Below are 24,215 nucleotides of genomic sequence, written 5' to 3'. Positions count from 1 at the left end.
CCTTGCTTATTATTATTAATGAATTTCCAAACTATTTTTTCTGGCATTTTGGTTCTCACACATTGAAATCAAAGTAAAACAATCGATCCCTAGCAGCTTTTTTGCCTGAGGATAGTTTCCTTGTTGCAAAAGCTTGCGAATGCGTGAAGAAGAGATCATTTCACCTCGTTCACATGTCAGGGGCTGTAACACTTCCACTCTAAAATAGCGGCGTAATACTTCGATGGTGCCCTTTCTATTTTTTCCGAATAGGAAGTTAGGGCCTTCCCAGATTTCAATGGGACTTATCTCTTTTAATTCTTCAATGAATACCGAAACTTCCTTTTGAGTAAACGCTTCATCAAATGGACCGACTATAACATGGTCAACTCCTAGCATTTCGAGGCGATGGAGCTTCTCTTCCACTGTCATTAACAGTTGGCAGCCTTTAAAAAAGACTTTTGGAGGAGGATCAAAAGTATATACAACAAAAGGAACTCCAAGCTTCATGGCCCGTTCTTTTGCCTTTAATAGCAATGCTTGATGCCCCATGTGGATGCCGTCAAGTGCACCAATCGACAGAACCGATGCAGAAAGCTGTAAGGTTCCTTGTGTATGTATTTCCAATGAAATCTTCCCCTTTCTATATATAAGATTACTGATTAGTAACAGTAATAGCTGAGTTTAAATCTGCTGCTTTACGAACCATTTCGCGCTGTGCTTTCATATCAAAGCTATTGAAAACTGACATCTGTTGAGCAAATGGAGGACTTTGAGCAAACAATTCAAAGGTAGTTCTATGCCCTGCATAAGAAGAATTCAATAGGTCTCTCGCAAAGTATAGTAATTTCCCTCGTTCTTTTGCGCTCCACTCCCCAACGGAATAGTACTTATCAACATATTCTTGAATCGCTGGATCTGCAAACGTTTCGGAATCTGGTGTAACGGCAAGTTGCCCTCCTACGAGTTCCCTCGTTAAATGTGCCATCGCCGGGAAATTGGATAGTGCAAATACACGGCCAGTGTAAAGAAGAGATTGATTTGGCATCATTAAACCGCCGGGGCTGACTTCCGCATTTGCAACAGCAGCTGTTAAATGAGCATTAATTCCTTCCCGGTAATTAATAAGCTGAGATATTTTTTCCCTTACTGCCTGCAGCTTTGTCAGACCTGTTTGTTCAACGTTCAATAAAGCCGTTCCTAGCAAATAATCTGCTCTGCGCAATACTCTAAGGACGTAGTTAAAGGCAGAATACCGATGCAAAGTGGAACGAATGTACGCAGCAGAGGCTAATGAACGATGGAACAAGACGTTTTCCCATGGAATAAGGACGTTATCGAATATTAGCAATGTATCAATTTCTTCAAATTTTGTGGAGATTGGATAATCTGTATCATTTTTCCCTGTACCGAGGGACGTACGGCAAATGTGCTTTAATCCAGGAGCTCCCATATCAGCGATGAACCCACAAGCAAATGGGGCCATCGTTTCTTCTCCGGCTTCCCAGTTCAAGATGGTCGGTTTAACAAACGCCTGGTGAGCATAGGCGGCAGCCGTTTCAAACTTCGCACCCTTTACGACAATTCCTTTATCGTTTTCTTCAACAACATGAAGTAGGGTTCCGCCATCTTTTCCGCTAAAAAGTTTGCTCCGGTCCCCTTTTGGATCCGTATTAGCGGAAACGTGGAACAAGTCTTCCCTTGCCACGCGATCGATATGATTGGCAATATTTTTCGCGTAAGTAGGGTTAATTTCATTTAATTTATCCTGCGCGTCATATAAGGACCACATTTCACCGATCGTTTCATCACCAACACGGTATACAACTCCGCCAAGATCATCAAGCACAGTTTCCACGTGATTGCGGATTCCTGTCAAATCTTCTTTAGTCTTTGGCGCTTTATACGCTCGTGAAACGACTTCGCCATCTTCCAATCGAGTTGTTAACTTATCCTTATTTTCAGGTTCAAAGGCCATGTCATACATTTTTGCTTTCACATCAACAATCGGTTTAAACGATGGGTGTTCAGCTACATTTGTGACCCTTTCCCCATCGATGAATACTTCCCTGCCGTCATTCAAAGATTCACGATATTGCTTACCAGTCATTAAAGCCATAAAATTTCCTCCTTTTAGATGATTTGTTGATTAATTATTATAATGACTTAGACACACAGCTTGTTTTAACTTCAGTTTTAAGCTTTCTTGAACGAACCAAATTCTCCTTTGAAATACACGAGTGGATCCCCTAAGAGTGCATCGGCTTTTTGAACCTCCGCCAGAAAGACGGAATGAGTACCTCCCGTTACTTCTTCGACCACCCTGCATTCAATATGGGCAAGCGTGTTGTTTAAAACAGGGTTACCCAGTTCGCCATAGGACATTTCCACACCTTTGAACTTCTCAGTGTTTGACCTGGCAAACTGCATCGCAAGCGCGCTCTGGTTTTCAGCAAGAATGTTTACAGTAAATGAACCTGCTTTCGAAATTGCATGACAGGTACCTGTATTTTTATTGGCACATACAAGTAGCATTGGAGGTTCAAGAGACACGGAACTAACTGCGCTGGCAGTAATCCCATAATCTATTTCACTTTCCCTTACGGTAATTATCGATACTCCACTGGTGAAATGACTGATTACATTTCTAAATGATTCAGGACTCACTAATTGTAACGATTGATTATCATCAGAAGAGATATTACTCATATGAAATGCATCCCCCTTTTTTTTATTTAAGGAATTATTCTTAATGTGTTCCTTAAATAAATCATAAAAAAAAACCAGCGGATTGTCAACTGAATTTTCTAACAATTCTTATAGTTTTATTTTTCTTGATCATCCATTAATTAAAGGTAAGGATACTGCTTGCTGCAATAGAGCAACTTATTCAACATATATACTAATGTTTACTATAATTGTTATAATCGATTAAAGAAGATCCAAAAGAAACTGTAAGCATAAAAAAGCAGGAATTATTCGATTAATTAAGTTATTGCCTGAAATAATACATAACGTTTTTGGAAAATTTGCAAGTTATTCTATTAGGTGGTGTTTCAACTATGAAAATAAAAGCCGGAATTGTTGGTCCAAGTGACTATGTACAGATTATATGCGATATTGCAAATGAATACTCAGACAGACTGTACCCGATTCCATTTGGATATCAAAATGCCGAAGAGGCGACAAATATCGTGAAACAAAATCAACAGTTGGTCGACCTTTGGATTTTTGCAGGTCCAGCTCTCTATCCTTTTGTAGAAAAAAGCGGTTCCAAACAACCATTTTTTTATCTTAACTTAGATGGGGCAAGCTTAACAAAAACTTTAGTGGAAGTGGGTTATAAAGATTCTAAAAGCCTCAATCGGATGAGTATTGATTTGCTTAAAGAAAGAGATGTATATGAGACTTATCATGATCTCGGCATTTCATATGAAGATATTCATGTACATGAATATCTTCAAGATACTTCTCTCCAGGATCTTCTTGCATTTCATCAAAAACTATTTAAAGAGGGAAAAGTTGATATTTGCATTACCTGTCTATACTTTGTATACGAACAATTGAAGTTACAAGGGATTCCTGTGTATCGAGTTACCCCTACACGCAGCAACATACGTGAAACGCTAAAAACAGCGATCCAAAAATGGGAAACCCTTCATTTTAAACAATCACAAATTGCTGCTATTTTTATCAAAGTGGAAAACATGGATACAAACATGAATCACCACACCATATCCTACGATTTACATCGATTGAACTTAAAAGTGCAAGATGCTGTATTAAACTTTTCCGAATCTATTTTCGGCACTTTTGTGCCTCTTGGCATTGGAACATTTGTAGTTTTCTCCACGAGAGGTTCCATCAAAGAAACCGGGCAACAAATTGGAGAACTTTTGGAAAAATTAGCTCTAATTTCAGAATTACCATCGAACGTTGGAATCGGCTATGGAGAAACTGCATTGGCTGCAGAGGAAAATGCACGACTTGCTTTGAATCATGCACAAAATTACGATTCTTTTTGTGCATTCCTTGTTGATGATAGAGGGATTATTGAAGGTCCTCTTAAAGAACAAGAAAGCATTTCTTTTGGCTATCGAACGGAGAATAAGGAAATCAGTGAAAAACTTAAACAGTGTGGCGTCACGATTACAACACTTAACAAGATTTTGTCTGTACAAAAAAGAACGGGGAACCACTCTATAACAGCATCAATTCTTGCAGAATGGTTAAAAATGACACCCCGGAACGCACGGCGAATACTTAATGGTTTAGTCGAGCAAGAGATTGCCGAAATAATTGGTGAAGAAGCACCGACAGCTAAAGGGAGACCTAGAAAGATATATCGAGTTAATGGTGAATTGGAGACTAAAATGGAATAGACCGATTAAAAACCCAGGCACTCAATTTCTAGTGTTGAATTCTCATATCTCACCTTTTAAATTAGATTAGATTAGGAGCAGAAATGCTCCTTTTTTTATTCAAATGGTAATCGGAAGTTTTATGTGTTGTATGTTTACAGCTTTTTAAAAAAAATCTTGGATATAAACCCAAACATTAACAAAACGCCATTTAAGGCGTTTCAGACTGTAGACAAACTCAATGAAAATCGAGTTTGTCTACAGTTTTTTAACGGTTTGAACAATTTGAACGTAGCCCCTCCAAGAGTCAGATGGTGTCCTTCACTTCTATGAAATTTCTTTTGGAAGTGAATCCCTTCAGCAACATCTATGGTGCCCTACTGGGTTTGGTATGTAAAAACAACTTAGTTGCAACACTTAATCTAAATTCGATTATCTTTTTAAGTTGATTTTATTATGCATTGTTAATTGGAATTGCATTACTGTCCTTTGTTTAGGATATTTAAAATAAAGTCATGTTCGCAACATTTGTCCAAAACAAGAAAAAGAGCAATGTTGTTTCTTTACAGACGCATAGATAATCGCTAGACCTATTGGCAGTTTTCTTATTAACTCGTATGCTTACTACCATAATAGACTAAATGTTTTCCTTCCTGTTCTTCCATTTTGAATCCACGCCAACCTTTTGCGATAATTCCTTGCTGTGATGCTATATCGTTCATCTCAATGATCTGGATTTCCTGCCAAGGAGATGCATCCACTACAGCCAATTCCTTGACAAATATATAACGCAATTGACCACCATATTTCTCCTTTAATGCTGCAATTTCCATTCCTTGGGCAAATTTATCTTTTAGGCTTGGGATGTTAAAAGGCGCAACTGTACAGCATACATATCGATAAGGCGACTCCTGCTTGTTCAACTCCTTCATGATCAACATTGCAAGTGTCTGTTGCAGTTTGTTTCCCCTGTATGCAGGCAGTACGTTTGAAATTTCCTGATAAATAACTTCCGACAGCTCGTTTTCCATCAATCCGAAATCTCTCCCTAGATGTTCCCCATCAATAGGAGGAGCCAGCAACGCCCGGAATGCAATGAGTTCCTCAGAAACGAATGCTCCAATCATGATCCCATTTCCTTCTAGAATATATTGAAACTCTTCCTTAGTAAGCGGTTGAAGCACACCTTTATCGGTCAAATGGTGAACGACCTGTTCTTGAACTTGCAAAATACCGGTTAAATCCTCCAACACTAATTTTCTGACCTCATAGCGTTTATACTTATTATCCTTTTTGATGGTACCCTCATAAATCAATTCCAAAGTTACTCCCCCTATTATTGGATGACATCATGAAAAACTGTTAAATCAACTAGCGTTTCTTCATTTATCGCTACACCTAAACCTGGTTTTTCGGTCAATCTGATATATGGTACATCATAAGAAAGATCCCCTACATCCCTAGAGAATTTCAATGGACCAGTGAGTTCTACGCTTGTGATCACTTTTTTGGAAAATGCGACATGGAAGCCTGCTGCAGAACCAATAGATGATTCTACCATTGAACCAATCTGACATTCTAACCCAGCAAGCTCTGCTTGGTGGGCTAGCTTTATTGCCGGATATATACCACCGCATTTCATCAGTTTAATATTCACTTTATCGGCTGCTCGTTTCTGGATAATTTCACGCATTTCCCGTGTGCCCTTTAATCCCTCATCAATCATCAGCGGAATCGTAGACTTTGATTTTATTTCAACCATCCCATCGATGTCATCAGCAGCTACCGGTTGTTCAAGCCAATCAAGCTGGCAATCACGCAATTGATCAATCGCCACAAGAGTTACCGCACTATTCCGCCATCCTTGATTAACATCTGCACGTATAGCGATATTATCACCTACAATGGAGCGGACAGCTTGAATGCGTGCCACATCCTCACTGACATTGGTGCCAACCTTCATTTTAAATGACCGATAGCCCTGCTCTACCATAGCTGCCGCTTCTTCCGCCATTTTTTCAGGAGGAGCTATACTTAAGACATGGGTAATGGGGAACTCATCATGATAACGTCCCCCGATTAACTGGTAGACAGGCTGCCCCAGTTTCTTACCCATGATATCAAAGCAAGCAATGTCAATGGCCGCCTTAGCTGTAGGGGCACCATAAATCGCTTTGTCCATCAAGTCATGAAGACTTTCGATATCAAATGGATTCCTGCCCAACAGTATGGGTCCCAACGTATTTTTCAACACCTGGTAGGTCCCTTCCAAGGTTTCACCTGTCACATGCTCGTCTGCCACACCTTCCCCGTACCCCACAAACCCTTCATCCGTCTCCATTTTGACAAGGATCGATGGCATAAATTCGTAGGTATGGTAACTGACCACAAATGGCTCTTTAAGAGGCAGATGGATTGCATAAAGGTGGATTGCTGTAATTTTCATTTTCAAAACTCCCTTTCGATTCACAAGATTGTACGAGTTTGATATAGTTGTCGTTAATAAACCGTTATTTAGAATACATTAGCTCTTTCACTTGGAGGTTAACAATGAATACAAGAATTGCTGTCATTGGTTCCACTGAATTTATCGAAAGAATTGAATCCATCACATCCGAGATTGCCGATATTGATTTCGACGCCTACGTATATCAGAAACCTACAGAGGCAGGTATGCTTGTAAAGACACTCAAGCCGTGTGATGCTGTGTTGTTCTCAGGGGCGTTGCCGTACTACTTTTCAAAAAAATATCATGAGCACCTTCCGATTCCTTCTTTTTATTTAGCACAAGATGAAATGTCGGTCGCTTCTTCCTTACTATCCGTGCTTTATCAAAAAAAAATGTCTCCTCATCGAATTTCCATCGATGTTAGCAACGCCTCGATCGTAACGAACGTATTAACTGACCTTGAAATCGAGATGGAGCCAAGCTATATCATTGATTACCAGGAGATGCTTGATGACTCATTTGATATTTCAATAATCACTTCTTATCATCATAAACTTTGGAAGGATGGTTTAATTGATCTTGCACTAACAAGCATACATTCTGTATTTGATCAACTGCAGCTTATTGGGGTACCTGCCATGCGCATGGTTGATCCCCGAAGCTCCATCTTTAAAGCGCTGCATGATATTAAAGCCTATACCGAACTAATTAAAAGCAGATCTTCACAGATTGCCGTTTGCTATGTCATATCTGAAGATGCGAACGCTCATGAACTGATAGATGGTTTGGCACATGAAATACAAGCCTCCGTCCAGCTGCTGGAAGACTGCCATTTCATCCTGTACAGCACTCGTGGTGATATCGAATCGTTGATAAAGAAAAACGGCATGAATCATATTTTTGCCAAATTCAAGAAGAAGAGTAAGATTGGTTTCGGATATGGTTCAACCATTTTGGATGCAGATCGCCATGCAAAGATTGCCCTCGGTTTTGCTGAAAAACATGGTGAGTACAAATGCGGATACATTCTCACGGAAGACAAGGATTTGCTTGGACCGTTTCCACAGCACACCAAACAGCAACGCTTGAAAAACGATCATCCCGAACTTCTTCAGGTTGCCAAACAGACAAAATTGAGCCCTGCAAACATATCTAAAATCATCCAGTTCAGTCATTCCCGCCAATCCGTCCAATTCACAGCTGCAGAACTAGAGGATTATTTACAGGTGACCCGTCGTACCACAGAAAGAATTATAAAAAAGTTATCCGATCATGGTCATGTTACCATCGTCGGCGAAGAAATGACGTATTCGAAGGGACGCCCTAGAGCTGTTTATCAACTTAATTTGCCAGTATACTAGATTTAAAGTAAAGAAAGGTTCTCTCAAATGGAACCTTTCTTCGCTAGAGTTCTCTTGCTTTATTGCAGGTCATTTGGCAAGTATTTCAAATAGGTAAGGTTGCTTCCTCTTCTTTCTTGATATTCTGAATTTCGGCTTCTGTCAATTTCGTAATGGTAAAGCCAGTCATCGCGTAAATAATAGAAATAACCGGGATGATAAAATTCAGAATTGCATATGGTGCATAATCGAATGCATGCACTCCAAGTGTTGCCAGAATGAATACTCCGCAAGTATTCCAAGGAACAAATACTGAAGTCAGTGTTCCGCCATCCTCAAGCGCACGGGATAGATTTTTCGAGTGAAGTCCTTTATCACGATAAGCTTTTACATACATACGTGAAGGAATAACGATGGAAATATATTGTTCTGAGCATGTTACATTCGTCGCAAAGCATGATAAAACAGTTGACGCAACGACGCTTCTTGATGTTTTTGCAAATTTTAATATTTGCTTTACAATCGCTTGAAGCATGCCTGTGTTTTCAAGGATTCCACCAAATGTCATCGCAACAATCGTCATGGACACGGTGTACATCATTGAATCCAACCCGCCGCCGTTAAACAGCTTGTCGACCATTTTATCGCCCGTATCAATCACGAAGCCGCTTTGCAACGCTGCTATTGCATCAGCCATGCTGCCACCTTGAATGAATATTTGTGATAAAAAGCCGAGCAACACCCCTATAATCAACGCTGGAATGGCTGGAACCTTTTTAGCAACAAGGATAATGACGATTAACGGAATGATCAATAAGAATGGAGAAATGAAAAAGCTATCCTGCAAAACACGCATCGTTTGTTCAATATTCTCAGCGTTCATATCTCCTTTACCAAAATCCTTCCCAAGAATGGCGTATACGACCAAGGCAATGATAAAGCCTGGAATTGTCGTGTAAAGCATATGGCGAATATGCACGAATAAATCTGTTCCTGTCAGTCCGGATGCAAGGTTGGTCGTGTCTGAAAGCGGTGACATTTTGTCACCAAAATATGAGCCTGAAATAATAGCCCCCGCAATCATTGGCGCTGGTATTCCCATACTAAGACCAATCCCCATCCCAGCAACACCGATTGTCCCCATCGTTGACCAAGAACTGCCGATTGCCAATGATACCACTGCACAAATAACGGAGATGCTAACAAGAAAAAATGAAGGAGTGAGGATTTTAAGACCATAATATATCATGGTGGCAACAATTCCTCCGCCCATCCAAGCCCCGATTGTCATCCCTACCAGAATAATGATGACGACTGCTGGCAGAGCGAGACGTATTCCCTTGTACATGGACTCTTCAATTTCATTCCACTTATATCCAGAATACCAAGCAACAATAGCAGCAGCTGATGTTCCAACAATAAGCGGAATATGCGGACCCTGTTCCAGCCAAACCACCGTAATTGCCATCATTACAATCATGACGACGAGCGGTATTATTGCAACTCCGAATGACATTTCTTTTTTCATAAAGCATCCCCTTTGTTATTAATTTTCATGAATCTATTATTTTGATGACTATTTAAAAACAAAAATATATGTCGTTAAATAGTCGTTAATAGAATTATCATAATATTTCTACGAATAACCGTCAATTAATATTTTGAAAGTTAACTCTCCTTAACAAACCATTGGAAATCCCTTACAGTCACTAAAAAAACTACAGTAACAACTGTAGTTCATCAATGAATTAATTCATTTCCATTTATTTTTCATTTTCTGACCTTCCTCAAAAGACAAAGATTTTTTATCTATCATTTTCAATGAATTACTCTTTAAATCCAATTCATATGTATTTAATACCCAAGGTAAATCTTCCAGATTGTAATAACTCATTGTTTCTAACCTATTTTTCTCATTGAACCTTGGTGGTAAAGTATAGGACAAAACACTCTTTACTGATACTATTTTTTCATTATCAACATAATACAGATAGCCTGCCTTTGTGTTACAGTCTAATTGATTTGAAACCACCACGATATCAGGATAAGATTTAGATATTATCGGAAACACGGTTCTTTGGGTTTGGTTATAAGGATAATCCTTTAAAATGATGGATGTCGTTTTTATTTCTTTTTCACCTTGTTTTTGAATTAGAAAACTATAATTACCTATAAATACTTCATCGCCTGTGCTGCAAAGGTAATAGTCTGTTTTAGTTTCTTTAGGAGCAAAAAAATAAACATTATAACTAATCCCTTTAGTATCTTTAACTTTTAACAAAACTCTGCTTTTTTCAGAAAAATTAATTTCTGTTGCATAAGAGTAAGTTTGAAGGTGTAAATAAGTAAAAAGAAATACTGCTATAAAAAATATTCTTGTTAACCTCATCGGGGTCACTCCTATTAAAATTTTCTATGCATTTTAGTCCCAAAGTAATTTCACATTTAAAATCTTTTACTTTACTATTTGGAGACAAGAAAATTCTATACTGCTTTTAGCCTCAGTCCGTTGCACTACTACACTTCTTGAACCTACCCTGCCGTTAGTCAGGAATAATCTCCAAATGGAACCACACCTCTCAACTAACCAGCTAAATAGGCTGTCAATTCCCTTATTCAGTACTTAATTGACCATGCCAAATAACCCTCCAAAACTCTTTTGGAAGGGTGTTTCCCTGTAAAACAAAACCGTTATTTGGCCAAATCCAGGAACGGCTTTTCTCATTATCATTAACGCCTTTTACCACTGAAGGAGTTTCTTGCTACGGAAGCGAGCGACTCTTTGTCCGATGTTCCTAGTAATTTTCAACGATTAACTAAATTGATTTAACCAATTTCAAAGATAATCACAGCTGATTTTTTATAGATTGGATCACTTATATTCTTCTTCAATAATTTTTCTCCCGTTTCTTTCCCTAAATATAAATTGATAGTCATTCTACCTTAACTTTAATTTGATCAATGGCATTATACCCATAACCTTTTTTATTCCAAAAAGGAAAATTCGGTTGAATTTGACCAAATGAATCTGTTGCTCTGGATTTAATCGTATACTCACCTTTTTCAAGTATAGTCCATTCAAATGACCAACTAACCCATCCATAATCAATATTCTGACGACGTAATATATCGGCGTTTCTCCATGTATAGCCACCATCAAGACTAATTTCCATTTTTGTAATTACTCCTTTTCCTGTCCATGCAATTCCTTTTATTAAATGCTTACCAGTATTTATAATTTCCATATCCAGCGGTTTTTGGATAGTCGAATTGATATTTATTGTAGTAACTGGAAATGCGCCTTGATCATTGTCTTTATTTGGATAATACACATAATCAATTGTTTGAAACGGCCCATTGAATGTAGAATCAATAACACTTATCTGCTTTATCCACTTTACGGATGCCATTGCATACCACTGCGGAACTATTAACCTCAATGGATAACCATGTTTAAAAGGAATTGGCTGGTTATTATATTCATATGCAATAATGGTATCTGGATGCAGTGCTTTCTCGATAGGCAAACTCCTGGTATAGGTATAAATCTCATCTAGATCTTTCCTATTTCCATAATCATAACCCTCCACGACAACTTCTTTTGCCCCTTCCCCTATTCCAGATAATTCAAGTAATCTTCGTAATGGTACACCTTTCCACCTACCTTGGCTAATAGCTCCCTTTCCCCATTGTTCTCCAAACATTTTAGGTTCGAAGAGATTACGCTTGTCACCCGAGCATTCAAGGACAACTTCCACCGTTTTGGATGGGTATTGAAGAATGTCTTGCATGGACAGTAGTAAAGGAGCGGATACTAACCCATTTATAGGGAGCCAATAGTTTGAATAGGAAAGAGTCGGATAAGAAAAGTGGTTCCTTCTATAAAATAATTGGTTTTCCATGCTATCATTATTGATGAAATGAATCGGTGTCTCCTGATTTTCCGGCTGCAAACTACGTGTCAATAAATAGGGTTTCACTTTATGTGGATTTGTCATAATTCCCCCCTAATTAAAATGAATCATTATAGATGTATACATTCGGTACAGCCTAATTAGGTTATTGAATTTTAACTTCAAATAAAGAAGAGCTTTATGCCGGCTAAAAATAGCCGCTTCTCGAGAAAGTTATTGAGTATATTTTTTATTTGAAATAATTATAATTGGACTAACTGGCTATTCGGGACAGAACAACAGTGATGAGAGGCTGCCTATCATATTTTAAGAAGGAGTGTTTCTAATGGATAGTACTATACAAACTTCTTTTGAAAATTTACTTTCTCAAGATAAGGACTTACAATACGAAGCCTACAATCATATCCTTGCTTCTACCAAAGAAGAGGTGGACTGGGCTTATGATGTATGGGACCAATTGAAGGAGGATTTGACTCATTCTGATAACCACCGAAGATCAAGGGCGGCACAATTTCTTAGCAGTTTGGCGAAAAGTGATCCTGAGAAAAGAATGTTAAAGGATTTCCCATTGATTTGGGAAGTGACAAAAGATAAAAAATTCGTCACCGCAAGACATAGCCTACAATCTATATGGAAAATAGGTCTAGCTGGCACTGAGCAAAAAGAAATGGTAAAAAGAAGTCTTGTTGATCGGTATTTAAATTGCGTTCATGAAAAAAACTACACGTTAATTCGTTTTGATATTATTCAAGGACTTAGGAACTTGTTTAATGAAATAAAAGATGAAGAAATAAAGCAAATCGCACTGAATTTAGTTGAAAAAGAAGAGGATGCAAAATATCAAAAGAAGTATGCAACTGTATGGAAAAATACGTAGAGAACGCCAACGTTGTGTCATTATAAAAAGGAGAATACATATCAGACGTTTATAATATGTATTCTCTTCTTGTTAACAAAGCTCCATTCCGTGGAATGCATAATCCTTTAGGATATTAATCCAATTGCATTTTTTAGAACTTTCGGAGCCTTTTTAATTCCTTCCGTTCCAACGAAACTGCTCGCGCTCGCTATTAATATGCTTGAAGAAATGAATTTGACCACATAAAAAATTCCTGATCCAATAATTAGATCTAGGATTAAAAACCTTTTAATTGTTGAGCCTTTTATTATATAAAAAACGATTTGGTTGTTTTTCTTCCTAATCAGCATTGTCACACCCTTATCTTTTTATAAAGGGTATGACAAAGAGGGGTTGTCATATTCTTCGGCATCATGTCTTTTCTATTTAATAAAACTGATTTCCGCCAACTGGAACTAAATGTGTTTCAAAAGGTAACATATAGATTCACTTAAATTTTTCCGAAATTATGTTTTTAGCTGAATACATATAAGGAACACTCATACCCTTGTATGATACATTCGAGTCACATTATTTCCCAAAGTAAAGAGCACCCAATGAATGGATGCTCCAAGGAAATCGGTTTAACCCTTAATGGTGTTAGCAATTGTTTCTTGGTTTTACTGCAATCACAACATCATTCTTTATCCTCTTTGCTACTGCATTTCTCTAGTTTAAAACTATATTCCAATTTAAAACAGCATTTTTCTTCTTTAGACTTATTGTCTTTCTTACTATTATTTTTATCTTTATATTATAGAAATTATTAAATTACGCTTGTGCTTGTCCCCAATAATTAAATTACATATTTTATATACAGTGAAAAAGCACCCAGACAATGAGTGCCTTTCGATGATTTATAAAACATACAGAAGGTGTTTAGGCACACACTTATTAAATGCATTTGCCTAATAACATAAAAAACTGCCTACCCATGGATAGACGTTTAAATATAGCCTACGAATTGACATGTTAATTGTCAAAAGATTACTTTGTTTATGCCAACCGCCATTCATCTCCCCCTTTCAGTTGTAATCAACGCTTGAAGAGAAGAGGAAAAGATTTAGTCTTTTTTTTTGTTTAATTTTAACTATCATTGGTTCTATTTATACCGTCTTGTTTGCCCCTTATCATTCGAGGAAAACTAATATTATCGATGTCAGTATTACTGCTATAATCGAGTTTGTCATGAACATTATGTTTATCCTTTATTTTATAAAGATATATATTAAAAAGCACACTTTAGGTGCTTTTTTAATTTTTCCACTTCCCCCTAACTGTTCGATATCACGATTCATCCCTATCAATTAAAAGAGAATCAGAAATGAAAAAATTTTGCCTATTAACAGCTTCTTAGTACTAATCTCTTTTTCTCCTAATAAACTTAATAAAAAAACTATTTAGGAGGGGTAAAATGTTTAATAAATCTACGAATAAAAAACTGAATAGTACTACTCCAATTATTTGTAAAATAAATGACGTCACTTACCAAAAGTACCATCTATATAAGAAATCATATGAGCGGGAAGTATTGGTCATAAAAGATTACGGTAAAGACCGTGGTGTTACCAATAAAAGTATTGCGTTATTCGAAGCAGTTAAAGACCAATTTGACCGTTTTAAAATTGCAAAAATTGTTAAAGAAATTAATAACGAAAATTTTTTAGTCGATAGCGACCTCATCCTTATAGACAAAAAAGGAAATGAGCTACACCTATCTGGTTGTAGTTGCGGGTATGCAGGCACTGGTTCACATGGAACTGTTGAAATTTTGAATAAGGCTGGATTCGAGATAGATAGAAGATTTGTGATTTGCTCAAAAGGATTCACTCTTTTTCATCCAAATGAAGAAAAAGAACTTTATGGCGAACGTTTATAGGTTCCTGTAAATCTAGAATAATTACTGAATCCACTTTTCAAACCATTGTCCTTTATAGAGATAGAATTCTTATCTACCCAACTGTTCATTTTTATCTTTTTTGGAGCTTCATTTGTAATTATCACTACTTATTCTCCCCATGGTTAACTTATATGAGGAATTAATATTTACTCTTTTACTTTTAATGTGTTGATATAGTTCAATTTTTTAGACAATTTCAAATCATATCATATCACTGGATATAGCGCGAGGTAACAATGGGGTATGTAGAGGGGTGAAACATTTTCCCCTCTTTTTTCAGTTCTGTCACTAAATATTTCCCATATTCTTACTGAATCACATCAATTATATATATGAACTGACTACTTGTTATTATTTTAATTAGGCTAGTTAACTGTTTTTATTTAATAAGGGCCGTTACCAGCCCTATTAATAAATGTTAGTTATTTAGATTTGCTCAGAATGCAACTGACTATTTCTAAATTTCAATGGCTTCCAAGATTATTTGTGGTTTCTGGCGTCTATCCAACTAATCTAATTTTTTAATGACAATAGAAGCATTTACACTTGCTTGTGTTCCGCCAATGGGAGTTGTAAGCCCCACCGCAGCGGCTGAAGAATGATTTCGAAGAGTAAGAACGCCTCCTGCTCCTATCGTAAATATTGCTTGACCTTCGTTTTGCTGCGTCCCTGCACCAGACCCATATATGGTTCCAGGAACCAAAGTTCCATTTAAAAATAGTGCAAATTGATTTGGTTCTGTACCCGATACGGAGAAAGTGACTTCGTAAATGCCAGCAGTGGTAATCAGTATTGAAGGTGATCCTGGAGCATGAGTAATTCCTGGTGTAGTTATCCCATTTGTATCGAATGTAACATCTGCCTCAATTGCAACAGTTTGAGCAAGTAAATTGTAAATATACGCAAATTCCGCTAACCCAGCACCGGTTGCTCCGGTTGGTCCCGCCGGTCCGACTGCTCCCGCTGCTCCGGTTGGCCCCGCTGGTCCGACTGCTCCCGCTGCTCCCGTTGGCCCCGCTGGTCCGACTGCTCCCGCTGCTCCCGTTGGTCCCGCTGGTCCGACTGCTCCCGTTGGTCCCGCTGGTCCCGCTGGTCCGACTGCTCCCGCTGCTCCCGCTGCTCCCGTTGGTCCCGCTGGTCCGACTGCTCCCGCCGCTCCCGTTGCTCCGGTTGCTCCCGCCGGTCCTGGGATTCCCGCTGCTCCTGGGATTCCCGTTGCTCCGGTTGCTCCTCTTTGTCCTATCGGTCCCCTTAGTCCTATCGGTCCCCTTAGTCCTGCCGGTCCCCTTGGTCCTACCGGTCCCTGTTTTCCTTTTGATCCTTTTGGTCCTCTAGGTCCCTTGGGCCCCTGAGGTCCACGGGGTCCTTCTTTATGCCCACACTTACAATGTTCCTTTTCACAACGACAACAAATTTTTTTATTCTTGTCGTTACAGGAAGATTCATGATTTTTTTCGCATTTACAATCTCTCTTTCCACATCGTAGGCAACTCACTTTATTCTTGTCACCACAGGAAGATTCATGACTTTTTTCGCATTTACAATGTATCTTTTCACAACTTTTGCACCGTCTTTTAATTCTGATAACTTTTTTTTGCTTCCTGAGATTTCCTTCTTCATTTTTTCCCTCCACACAAACCATGCCTCCTTTCTTTTTAACATGTATATTGCCCTGGAGTGTAGAGCGGAACGGCTACATGGTAAAATCAAAAGGAGAAAATTGGGGTGTATTTCTAATTCATTATTATCAAAAAAACCCCCAAGAAATTTAAATTAATAAATAAGCAGTTAGACTTAAAACTTCATCGTTAGTTCATAATAAAATCACATTATTCATCAAATCCTAAATAAAAAAAGAGGCTTTCCCCTCATCGATTGCATCAAAGATCTTCACTATCCCCTTAAATATAATATCGACCTCACTGGCTTATACACCACAACAGTTGGTTATTTAGGATTGTAAGGCAATAAATTAGGGATTTACGGTAATTCTTTTGCCTTCGTAATACCTTTTACTACAGCGGCTTTGTAGTCGCTACCCCAGTCTTCTTTAAGGCACCGCTCCTTTTGTTACTAATGGAAATGTTTACTTTGAAGGGGAATTTTATCTTAAAAAGATCGAGATAAAATAAAAATCCTACGTAACTTTATGTTAGAGGACTAATGAGGAGCGTTAAAATCAATGTGTGGTTTGCAGAAATAATATACCAATGTTACCACTTCTACACGTCAATATCTATTCGTGTAATAGGTATAAGAAAAAAGAAAAGTCCATGCGCTCTAGAATTTGCCGCATGGACTGTTTGCTTCTATAGTTGCTTACTACAAAATAACGAGAAAGTTTCCACATATATACGGGAACAATACAAAATCCCTAGAAGTTTGTTGCTATCGGAGATCTTCCCCCATCGCACCACTAGGCTATCAAGTCCAACGGCTCGAATTCCATGTCTCTTAATAATTCTAACATTTAACATATTTAACCTCAAAACCCCATTACTTACAAAACCTGTTATTCCTCAAGCATGCCCTTAATTCGCTTTACTTTGTCTTCCATCCTGCGTTCTTTATCACGACGGTCATCGATTCGGATATTCGTACAGACTCTAGCAAGACCTTTTTCAAAAGGTACTTCGTGCATCGCTTGGATCACTTCAAATAATTTAGGCAGATCGCCTTCAATGATTGTATTCATGGGTGTCAGTTGAAAACGGATTTCTCCCTTCTCTTCATATTGCTTTAATACTCTTTGAATATCTGCCACATAGCTGCTAACACTTGGAGTTTGTGTACCGACAGGAATAACCGTTACATCAACAATCGCCATTTTTATTCACCAATCCTTTTTATGTATTAATCAAGAAGCTTACTAACATCCATCCTAGTATAGACGGGTGTTTTTTACTATTATAACTCAAACTTAGAACCTGGGAAATTTGATATGAGCTTTGGAGCGTGAGATTCGTAAATCAAAGCACTTCTACTGGCAAGAAAATTACTGTAGAATCAGCCAAATAAACAAGTCCACCTCTATTAAAATAGAGGTGGACTTGTTTTAGATCGATTTCTTATGCCTTATCTTTTCATTTATATAATCCTTATAGACTAAAACAGCAACAACAATAAAACTTAGACTAACAAACCTGAAGATCATCTCTAAACTGATCCATTTAGCTATAATACCTAATACAAATGCGCTAACTCCAACACCAACGTCAAAACTGGAAAAAAAGGTTGCGTTGGCTGCTCCTCTTTTTTCTTCACTTACCTTTTGAACAGTCCATGTTTGTAAACATGGCATAACAGTTCCATAACCTGCCCCAAATAAAATCGCCGCAATGATAAGTTGAGAATCATTTGTCGTATACGATAGGATAACAAGTGAAAAAAATCCTAACACAGCTGACATAATGATAATAGACCAAGGTCCTTTTTTGTCATACCATTTTCCGGTAAACGGACGTAGTAAAGTTGAGACAGTTGCATTGATAAGGAAGAATAGAAAAATATGATCCACTTCCCTTTGTTCACCAAAAAGAACCAAAAATGTAATAATAGCCCCAAAACCAAGTGTTGTAATAACTGTAAGTAATGCTGGGAACCAAACGTCTTTTTCAAAAATCATATTCAAAAAACGAAATGGCTTCTTCTCACGCTTTACAATAGTAGGTGAATATACAAATTGAAGCGCAATTACTGCCAATAAGCTCAGTATTACTGATGACCATATCAAAATATTGAAGGAAAAAGAGTCATAGATTAGGATACCTATACTTGGTGCAACGATAGCCCCGACTGTCGTGGATATAGAAAAATACCCTATTCCTTCTCCTAAGCGTGTCTTAGGAATCAAATCCACTACTATTGTACTATTAGCTGTAGTTGATACCCCCCACGCTGCACCATGGAAAAGTCGTAACAATAGAATAAGCCATATAATATTAAGAAACGGATAGAGTATCGTAATGATCATTAAAGCTGCACTTGCACAAATGGCTAGACTTTTCCTCTGGTTATCAATTAAATAGTAACCTACAAAAGGCCTGATGAAAACAGCACCTATCGTAAATAATGATATTACTAGACCAACCTGAATGGAAGATGCATCCATGCTTAACAAATAGGCGGGCAAAATAGGAAGCAACATTTCAAACCCAATAAAAACTAAAAAGTTGCTTATAAATAAAAAAAGAAATGATTTATTAAAGATTCTTTGATTTTTCATATAATTATTCCTCGCTTCTAAATTATTTTTCTAAGTTAGAAGCGTTTGGAACACCGAAACGTTTTTCAATTGTCTAAGGTTTTTAGTCAATTGACTCACCCTCTCTAAACCCTTTAAAAAATTCATCAAACAATCATATCAGAACCTACCCTTATAAACAAGCTCTTATTTTACAGCTTTATATTAAGGAACTAAGAGAGGGACAAGTAAAAACATTTAAGGAAATTTACATTATTTTAAATAACTATTGTGGTTATATATAGGTTGTGACGGGAAAAACCCGACACTTTCTAAATGAGTAAAAAGTTATTTGGAGTAATATGTTTTTTTCTACTATCAATTAAAGCAATACAGTGAGCCAATCGTTCTACCCCTAGTTTAATTTGATTCTCGTTCACTTGAGAGATGCATAATCGAACGAGATTTTCCTTTTTATATTCTGCTAAAAACATTCTGGAGGCATCATCAACATATATATGCTGCTCGTTTAGCATATGAACCACCTGTTTTGCTTTCACATTCTCGGGCAAACTGATGGAAAGATAGAATCCGGAATTCGGTTTAGAAAAAGATGTATTAGCCGGCAGCAATAATTCACATGCTTCTTGAAGGATTTGCATTTTAGTACGGTATACCTCTTTTACTTTTTTGAGATGACTATAAAACATACCGCTTTTCAAATAGATTTCTAGCGCACCTTGAGAAAGTGCTGAACTATTAAAATCAGAACTGAATTTATATCGCAAAAAATTGTTAATCATTAATGCAGGAAGAACGACAGTACCAATCCTTAATCCTGGGAGAAAGATTTTCGATAGGCTTTTAATATAGATCACTCTCCCAGAAGGATCAAAAGAAAATAAAGGATCAGATTTTGGGTTTGGATCAAGGTCTCCTAAAATATCATCCTCCACTATATATACATCGTATTTTTCAGCTAACTCAACGATTTTTTTCTTTTCGCTATTCGTATAACTATGTCCAAGTGGATTGTGAAATCTCGGGATAATATAAAAAAATTTTATATCATTATTTCGAAAAATGTATTCCAATCGATCAAGATCAATCCCTTCCATTGATAATTCAATACCAAAAGTAGTAGCTTGATGCAGATTGATCGACTCAATGAATCCGAAATAAGTCGGCTGTTCAATTAGAATATTGTTTTTTCCATTCGGGAATGGCATAGAAACTAATAAATTAAGGGCTTGCTGCGAGCCAGAAACAACCACTAATCTCTCCGGTTGAGTGAACACCTGTAAGTTTTGCAAATATTTCACCAACTGTACTCGCAGTGAGTAAAGCCCTTGTTGATCAGAGTATGTAAAAAGCTCTTCTTTATAATGGTCGATTGCTTGATTCATACAATGTTGAAATTCCACATAAGGCATAACATTTTTATCTGGACCGGCAGACAAAAAATCAATCACCTCATTTTCTACCGTCTCTTTTTGATATTCATTCACAACATAGTAGCCGCTTTTAGGAACAGAATAAATTAAATGCTCTTTTTCAAGTTCTACGTATGCTTTAATGACCGTATTTTTGCTACATGAAAAATACTCAGATAACTGACGAATCGAAGGAAGCTTACTGCCTGCAATTAGCGAACCATCTTCAAGGCGAAGCTTAATGTCTTCCATTATCTTTATATATTTTGAGTTCATATATTGATCCCCCTTCATCTGTACCAGGACAGATAGGTAAAAAAATGGTTTATTTTTATTGAGCATACTCATAGTATGTTAATTATATCAAAACTGTTTTTAAGTTAAATAAAAAATGGTACAGATGTGGTACAAAGTATAAAGATTGGGGTTGGAACAGATGCGGGGAGAAAAAAGAGAAAAATTCGGATTATTTTTGGGATTAGTGGGGGTCATTTGTTTTAGTTTAACGCTCCCTTCTACAAGTATTGCAGTAGAATATTTTGGGACTACGATCGTTGGTTTAGGAAGAACGGTTGTTGCCGCTATTTTAGTAGCCGTGGTACTAATTGTTCGAAAAGAAAAGCTACCATCTCTTCGCCAATTCAAACGTCTACTTATAGTTGCTTTTGGTGCAGTTTTAGGATTTCCTCTCCTCACTTCTTGGGCAATGGAAACCTTGCCTGTTTCTCATGGAGCTGTGGAATTAGCTCTGTTGCCGTTAGCAACAGCCGGATTTGCTATATTTAGGGCAGGTGAAAACCCATCTCTCAAATTCTGGATTTCAAGTATAATCAGCTCTTTAGCGGTAGTTATGTATGCACTTCATCTTGGATTCGGCCAATTGCAATTTGCCGATTTAGCTTTACTGGCAGCAGTGATCATACTTGGACTTAGTTACGCAGAAGGGGGGGAATTAGCGAAAGAAATAGGCAGCTGGCAAGTGATTGCTTGGGCAATTATGATCGGTGCTCCATTTTTCGTTATTCCAGTTGGGCTAAACCTCACGAATGAAATGCTTCATGCCCCTTTACAAGCTTGGATCAGTTTCATTTATCTCGCAGTCGTTAGTCAATTTCTAGCATATGTTGCTTGGTATAGTGGAATGGCTATGGGCGGGATAGCAAGAGTTAGCCAGATTCAATACTTACAACCATTTTTGATGATTCTATTTGCAACAGTATTTCTAAATGAATCCATCACAATTTTCACTCTTATAATAGCAGTGATTGTTGTCTTTTCTGTTATATTAGGCAAAAATGCTCCTGTATCAAAAAACAGAGCTGTATCGGGGAAAACCTAACTGCATGTTTAATTGTGATTTCTGTATAATCAAATAAAAAATGTATATTCCTGCACAATTTAACAGTAAAGACTCAACACTTGCCTTTGACATTATGAGGAAACATAACATTGCGAACCTTTTTTCTTAAACATAATGGATGGCTTACAGGACTCATTTAGCGTAAATATTAAACAAAAACATTTGAAGCGAAAGCAAAGATAAGTCAAAATCATCCATTACTAAGACAAAAGTTAATTGTTTAGCAACTGGAAAAAATCCCAAACACTAATGAGCAACAGATTTCATTATTAAAGAAATCAAACCTAAAAAAACAAAGTGAATGCTACTGCCCTAACGGGAGTGTTGATCAAAAAAGGATTAACACTCTTTTCCTTCATTAAGTGGTGTGTTGAAATTCTATAATTTTTTTAAGCTAATGCAACCTATAGTTTAAGTATTTGCTATCATAAACGTTTGTTATTGGCTTGAACCCAATCCACAAAGGCTTCAATGCCATTCACGACTGCTTCGGTCCGTATGGAGTGATACAAATCAAAATTGTGCCCAGCACCAGGAAGTTCGACATAAACAACCGGATTGGATGAGGAACCACGCCGATGCTCCGTGAAGCGTCGGGAATTTTCCACGGACACTAACCTGTCCTGGTCACCATTCGCCACGAAAAATGGAGGTGCTTCTTTTACCTTTTGCCACTTTATGAAATTTCACTTTTTACTATATGTAAGATCACTATTATAGTTCTTCAGTTTCACCTTTACATGCTTTTTCTAATAGTTGTTCGTGAGCAAGTGTGAATCCTTCTTCCACAAAATTGCCCCGGATAGCTGCATAATAAAAAGGCTGCCTTTAAGGCAGCTCCCGATCTTCAGCTATTCCCCGTTTCCAATTGGGTCACCCCGGATTTGTGGTGTCCCATGAGTACAATTTATTTCTTATTATTTTACAACTAAAATCAATATGCGTGATCTATTGGAAAATACTATTATCTGGATTTCGCTTTTTAACGATGGTCATAGGCAAATCCGCAGGAGTCACACACACCTGTTCCAATCAACTTTTTTAACTTTTGATAGAACCCTTTTGTCTACAAACTAAAGAGTTTATCCTAGTCTATTGGCTTAACCTTATATCTCAAAACAGTTTTTAATTTTGCAGGTTCGACTTTTCTAAAATCTGAAAGATATATTTCTCTGTGTTGTAATGAAGTTCTTTCAAGATTATTATTTTTTATGAATTCATTCATTAATTTAAAACTTTGAGGTTCATCATCATATGGACCTACATGAAGCATTTGGACAGATAATCCATCATGAAATGTACCGAACTTTACATCATTTAGAAATGGATGTGGTTTCTTTTTTCCTACATGTTCAAATGCTCTCTCCACCACTTCTTTTGTTACAAAATCTGGTTGTCTAATCATGATCGTATATAATAATTCATCTTTATTTAAAGAATCTTTTTTTCTTCCCTCTTCTGTTAAATCCCATATTCCTTCCAATGGATATACGGTATATTCATAATATCCATCTGGAGTGTATCCCTGCTTCGGCATCATTCTGACCGCATAAGCCAATGAATAAAGAACACCTATCCTTTCAGCGAATTCGTGCTCATTTGGATTTCCTTTTCCCTTTATCGAAAAGAATTTCTGTTCAGGAATTGTTACAAGTTCAGATTTTTGTTTTGGGATATATAAATTCTTCTCTTGTTTTCTCCATTCGTACTTCATAAGTTTTTGTTCCCCTTCTCTATAACTTTTCAGTATGTTTGATTACTGCTTCAACGTCCTTTTAATTAAACCTTCATCAACAATTCCTTCAAGCCCTTATTGTTTCACTAAATCAAAATAAGCTGGACTATTCCCGTACATCTTTTGTGTTACCTTTTGACCAATATGATAGATAGAAAGGGTGGTACATATTTGTACCACCCTTCTACTTCTCGTTCCACAATCGTACCTTTAATTTTATACAAGAAAAGCTTTACTCTCATATAACAATTACTTCTATTTCGTCATGAAATTACTGCTGCATTATTTGAATGAGGTTGCCGCATGTATCGTCGAAGACAGCTATTGTGACTTCGCCCATTTTTGTCGGCTCCATAGTAAACTTCACACCGTTTTCCAATAATCGTTCGTACTCTTTACGAATATCTGAAACGCCAAACATTGTTGCTGGGATTCCTTCGGAAAATATCTTATTTTGATACTCCTTTGCGGCAGGATGCTCATTCGGTTCAAGTAAAAGCTCGGTACCGTCATGATCATCGGGAGAAACAAGCGTAATCCACCTGAATTTCCCCATGGGAACGTCATGCTTTTTTTCAAATCCCAGCTTTTTTGAATAAAATTCCAGTGCCTTGTCTTGGTCTTGTACGAATATACTGGTAACAATGATTTTCATAATGTTTT

The 24,215-nt window shown here is 37.3% G+C and carries 22 protein-coding genes; 5 read left to right on the top strand and 17 right to left on the bottom strand.

Going from position 1 to position 24,215, the window contains the following annotated elements; genetic code table 11:
- Positions 1-15 precede the first annotated feature (15 nt).
- The 3 genes from LQ188_RS22135 to LQ188_RS22125 form a co-directional block, all read right to left on the bottom strand.
- A complete protein-coding gene (locus LQ188_RS22135) occupies positions 16-606 on the bottom strand; it encodes an FAD synthetase family protein (protein WP_230178288.1) in 591 nt (196 codons plus the stop codon).
- Positions 607-634: 28 nt separating this feature from the next.
- Positions 635-2,098, bottom strand: coding sequence for a 4-hydroxyphenylacetate 3-hydroxylase family protein (locus tag LQ188_RS22130; protein ID WP_230178286.1), 1,464 nt, complete (start codon positions 2,096-2,098; stop codon positions 635-637).
- 77 nt (positions 2,099-2,175) lie between these two features.
- The gene (locus LQ188_RS22125; RefSeq protein WP_230178284.1) at positions 2,176-2,688 is read right to left on the bottom strand and encodes a flavin reductase family protein; all 513 of its coding nucleotides are present in this window, start codon (positions 2,686-2,688) and stop codon (positions 2,176-2,178) included.
- A 353-nt stretch (positions 2,689-3,041) separates the two neighbouring features.
- Between LQ188_RS22125 and LQ188_RS22120 the strand changes: the two genes are divergently transcribed.
- A complete protein-coding gene (locus LQ188_RS22120) occupies positions 3,042-4,361 on the top strand; it encodes a hypothetical protein (protein WP_230178282.1) in 1,320 nt (439 codons plus the stop codon).
- 587 nt (positions 4,362-4,948) lie between these two features.
- On the opposite strand, the gene LQ188_RS22115 is transcribed toward LQ188_RS22120, so the two are convergent.
- Together LQ188_RS22115 and LQ188_RS22110 are read right to left on the bottom strand one after the other, a co-directional pair.
- On the bottom strand, positions 4,949-5,662 hold the full coding sequence (locus LQ188_RS22115) for a GNAT family N-acetyltransferase (RefSeq protein ID WP_230178281.1): 714 nt from the start codon (positions 5,660-5,662) through the stop codon (positions 4,949-4,951).
- A 14-nt stretch (positions 5,663-5,676) separates the two neighbouring features.
- On the bottom strand, positions 5,677-6,786 hold the full coding sequence (locus tag LQ188_RS22110) for a dipeptide epimerase (protein WP_230178279.1): 1,110 nt from the start codon (positions 6,784-6,786) through the stop codon (positions 5,677-5,679).
- 104 nt (positions 6,787-6,890) lie between these two features.
- Between LQ188_RS22110 and LQ188_RS22105 the strand changes: the two genes are divergently transcribed.
- Positions 6,891-8,150, top strand: a complete 1,260-nt coding sequence (locus LQ188_RS22105; protein ID WP_230178278.1) for a transcriptional regulator — start codon at positions 6,891-6,893, stop codon at positions 8,148-8,150.
- Between the two features lie 85 nt (positions 8,151-8,235).
- Here the strand turns inward: LQ188_RS22105 and nhaC are convergent, their stop codons facing one another.
- The 3 genes from nhaC to LQ188_RS22090 all read right to left on the bottom strand — a co-directional run bounded on the left by nhaC (position 8,236) and on the right by LQ188_RS22090 (position 12,127).
- Positions 8,236-9,657, bottom strand: a complete 1,422-nt coding sequence (nhaC, locus tag LQ188_RS22100) for a Na+/H+ antiporter NhaC (protein ID WP_230178277.1) — start codon at positions 9,655-9,657, stop codon at positions 8,236-8,238.
- A gap of 225 nt (positions 9,658-9,882) precedes the next feature.
- The gene (locus LQ188_RS22095) at positions 9,883-10,518 is read right to left on the bottom strand and encodes a hypothetical protein (protein ID WP_230178276.1); all 636 of its coding nucleotides are present in this window, start codon (positions 10,516-10,518) and stop codon (positions 9,883-9,885) included.
- Positions 10,519-11,062: 544 nt separating this feature from the next.
- Positions 11,063-12,127, bottom strand: coding sequence for a sulfite oxidase (locus tag LQ188_RS22090; protein ID WP_230178275.1), 1,065 nt, complete (start codon positions 12,125-12,127; stop codon positions 11,063-11,065).
- Positions 12,128-12,368: 241 nt separating this feature from the next.
- Between LQ188_RS22090 and LQ188_RS22085 the strand changes: the two genes are divergently transcribed.
- A complete protein-coding gene (locus LQ188_RS22085) occupies positions 12,369-12,920 on the top strand; it encodes a hypothetical protein (RefSeq protein WP_230178274.1) in 552 nt (183 codons plus the stop codon).
- A 107-nt stretch (positions 12,921-13,027) separates the two neighbouring features.
- Here the strand turns inward: LQ188_RS22085 and LQ188_RS22080 are convergent, their stop codons facing one another.
- Positions 13,028-13,252 (bottom strand): hypothetical protein, encoded by a 225-nt coding sequence (locus LQ188_RS22080; protein ID WP_230178273.1) that lies wholly within the window; start codon positions 13,250-13,252, stop codon positions 13,028-13,030.
- A 1,103-nt stretch (positions 13,253-14,355) separates the two neighbouring features.
- Here LQ188_RS22080 and LQ188_RS22075 point away from each other — a divergent pair.
- On the top strand, positions 14,356-14,820 hold the full coding sequence (locus tag LQ188_RS22075) for a hypothetical protein (RefSeq protein ID WP_230178272.1): 465 nt from the start codon (positions 14,356-14,358) through the stop codon (positions 14,818-14,820).
- 529 nt (positions 14,821-15,349) lie between these two features.
- Here the strand turns inward: LQ188_RS22075 and LQ188_RS22070 are convergent.
- The 5 genes from LQ188_RS22070 to LQ188_RS22055 form a co-directional block, all read right to left on the bottom strand.
- Entirely contained in the window at positions 15,350-16,336 is a 987-nt protein-coding gene (locus LQ188_RS22070) for a collagen-like protein (protein ID WP_230178271.1), read from the bottom strand.
- Positions 16,333-16,461, bottom strand: a complete 129-nt coding sequence (locus tag LQ188_RS26875) for a hypothetical protein (RefSeq protein ID WP_290370137.1) — start codon at positions 16,459-16,461, stop codon at positions 16,333-16,335. Before LQ188_RS26875 ends, LQ188_RS22070 begins: the two co-directional genes overlap by 4 nt.
- Positions 16,462-17,353: 892 nt before the next feature.
- Entirely contained in the window at positions 17,354-17,668 is a 315-nt protein-coding gene (locus tag LQ188_RS22065) for an MTH1187 family thiamine-binding protein (protein ID WP_230178269.1), read from the bottom strand.
- A gap of 228 nt (positions 17,669-17,896) precedes the next feature.
- Positions 17,897-19,066 carry an MFS transporter gene (locus LQ188_RS22060; RefSeq protein WP_230178267.1) on the bottom strand — a complete coding sequence of 390 codons (1,170 nt, stop codon included), beginning with the start codon at positions 19,064-19,066 and terminating at the stop codon, positions 17,897-17,899.
- A gap of 290 nt (positions 19,067-19,356) precedes the next feature.
- Positions 19,357-20,733: a PLP-dependent aminotransferase family protein gene (locus LQ188_RS22055; RefSeq protein ID WP_230178265.1), complete on the bottom strand. Its 1,377-nt coding sequence runs from the start codon at positions 20,731-20,733 to the stop codon at positions 19,357-19,359.
- A 160-nt stretch (positions 20,734-20,893) separates the two neighbouring features.
- Here LQ188_RS22055 and LQ188_RS22050 point away from each other — a divergent pair, with 160 nt between their 5' ends.
- On the top strand, positions 20,894-21,796 hold the full coding sequence (locus LQ188_RS22050) for a DMT family transporter (protein ID WP_101221502.1): 903 nt from the start codon (positions 20,894-20,896) through the stop codon (positions 21,794-21,796).
- Positions 21,797-22,242: 446 nt separating this feature from the next.
- Here the strand turns inward: LQ188_RS22050 and LQ188_RS22045 are convergent, their stop codons facing one another.
- The 3 genes from LQ188_RS22045 to LQ188_RS22035 all read right to left on the bottom strand — a co-directional run bounded on the left by LQ188_RS22045 (position 22,243) and on the right by LQ188_RS22035 (position 24,207).
- Positions 22,243-22,425, bottom strand: coding sequence for a hypothetical protein (locus LQ188_RS22045; RefSeq protein WP_230178263.1), 183 nt, complete (start codon positions 22,423-22,425; stop codon positions 22,243-22,245).
- Between the two features lie 479 nt (positions 22,426-22,904).
- The gene (locus LQ188_RS22040) at positions 22,905-23,531 is read right to left on the bottom strand and encodes a GyrI-like domain-containing protein (protein WP_230178262.1); all 627 of its coding nucleotides are present in this window, start codon (positions 23,529-23,531) and stop codon (positions 22,905-22,907) included.
- 292 nt (positions 23,532-23,823) lie between these two features.
- Positions 23,824-24,207, bottom strand: coding sequence for a VOC family protein (locus LQ188_RS22035; RefSeq protein WP_101221499.1), 384 nt, complete (start codon positions 24,205-24,207; stop codon positions 23,824-23,826).
- Positions 24,208-24,215 lie beyond the last annotated feature (8 nt).

Source organism: Peribacillus sp. Bi134, from assembly GCF_918698065.1.
Lineage (GTDB): Bacteria > Bacillota > Bacilli > Bacillales > DSM-1321 > Peribacillus.
This window is presented reverse-complemented; position numbering and strand designations above follow the sequence as displayed.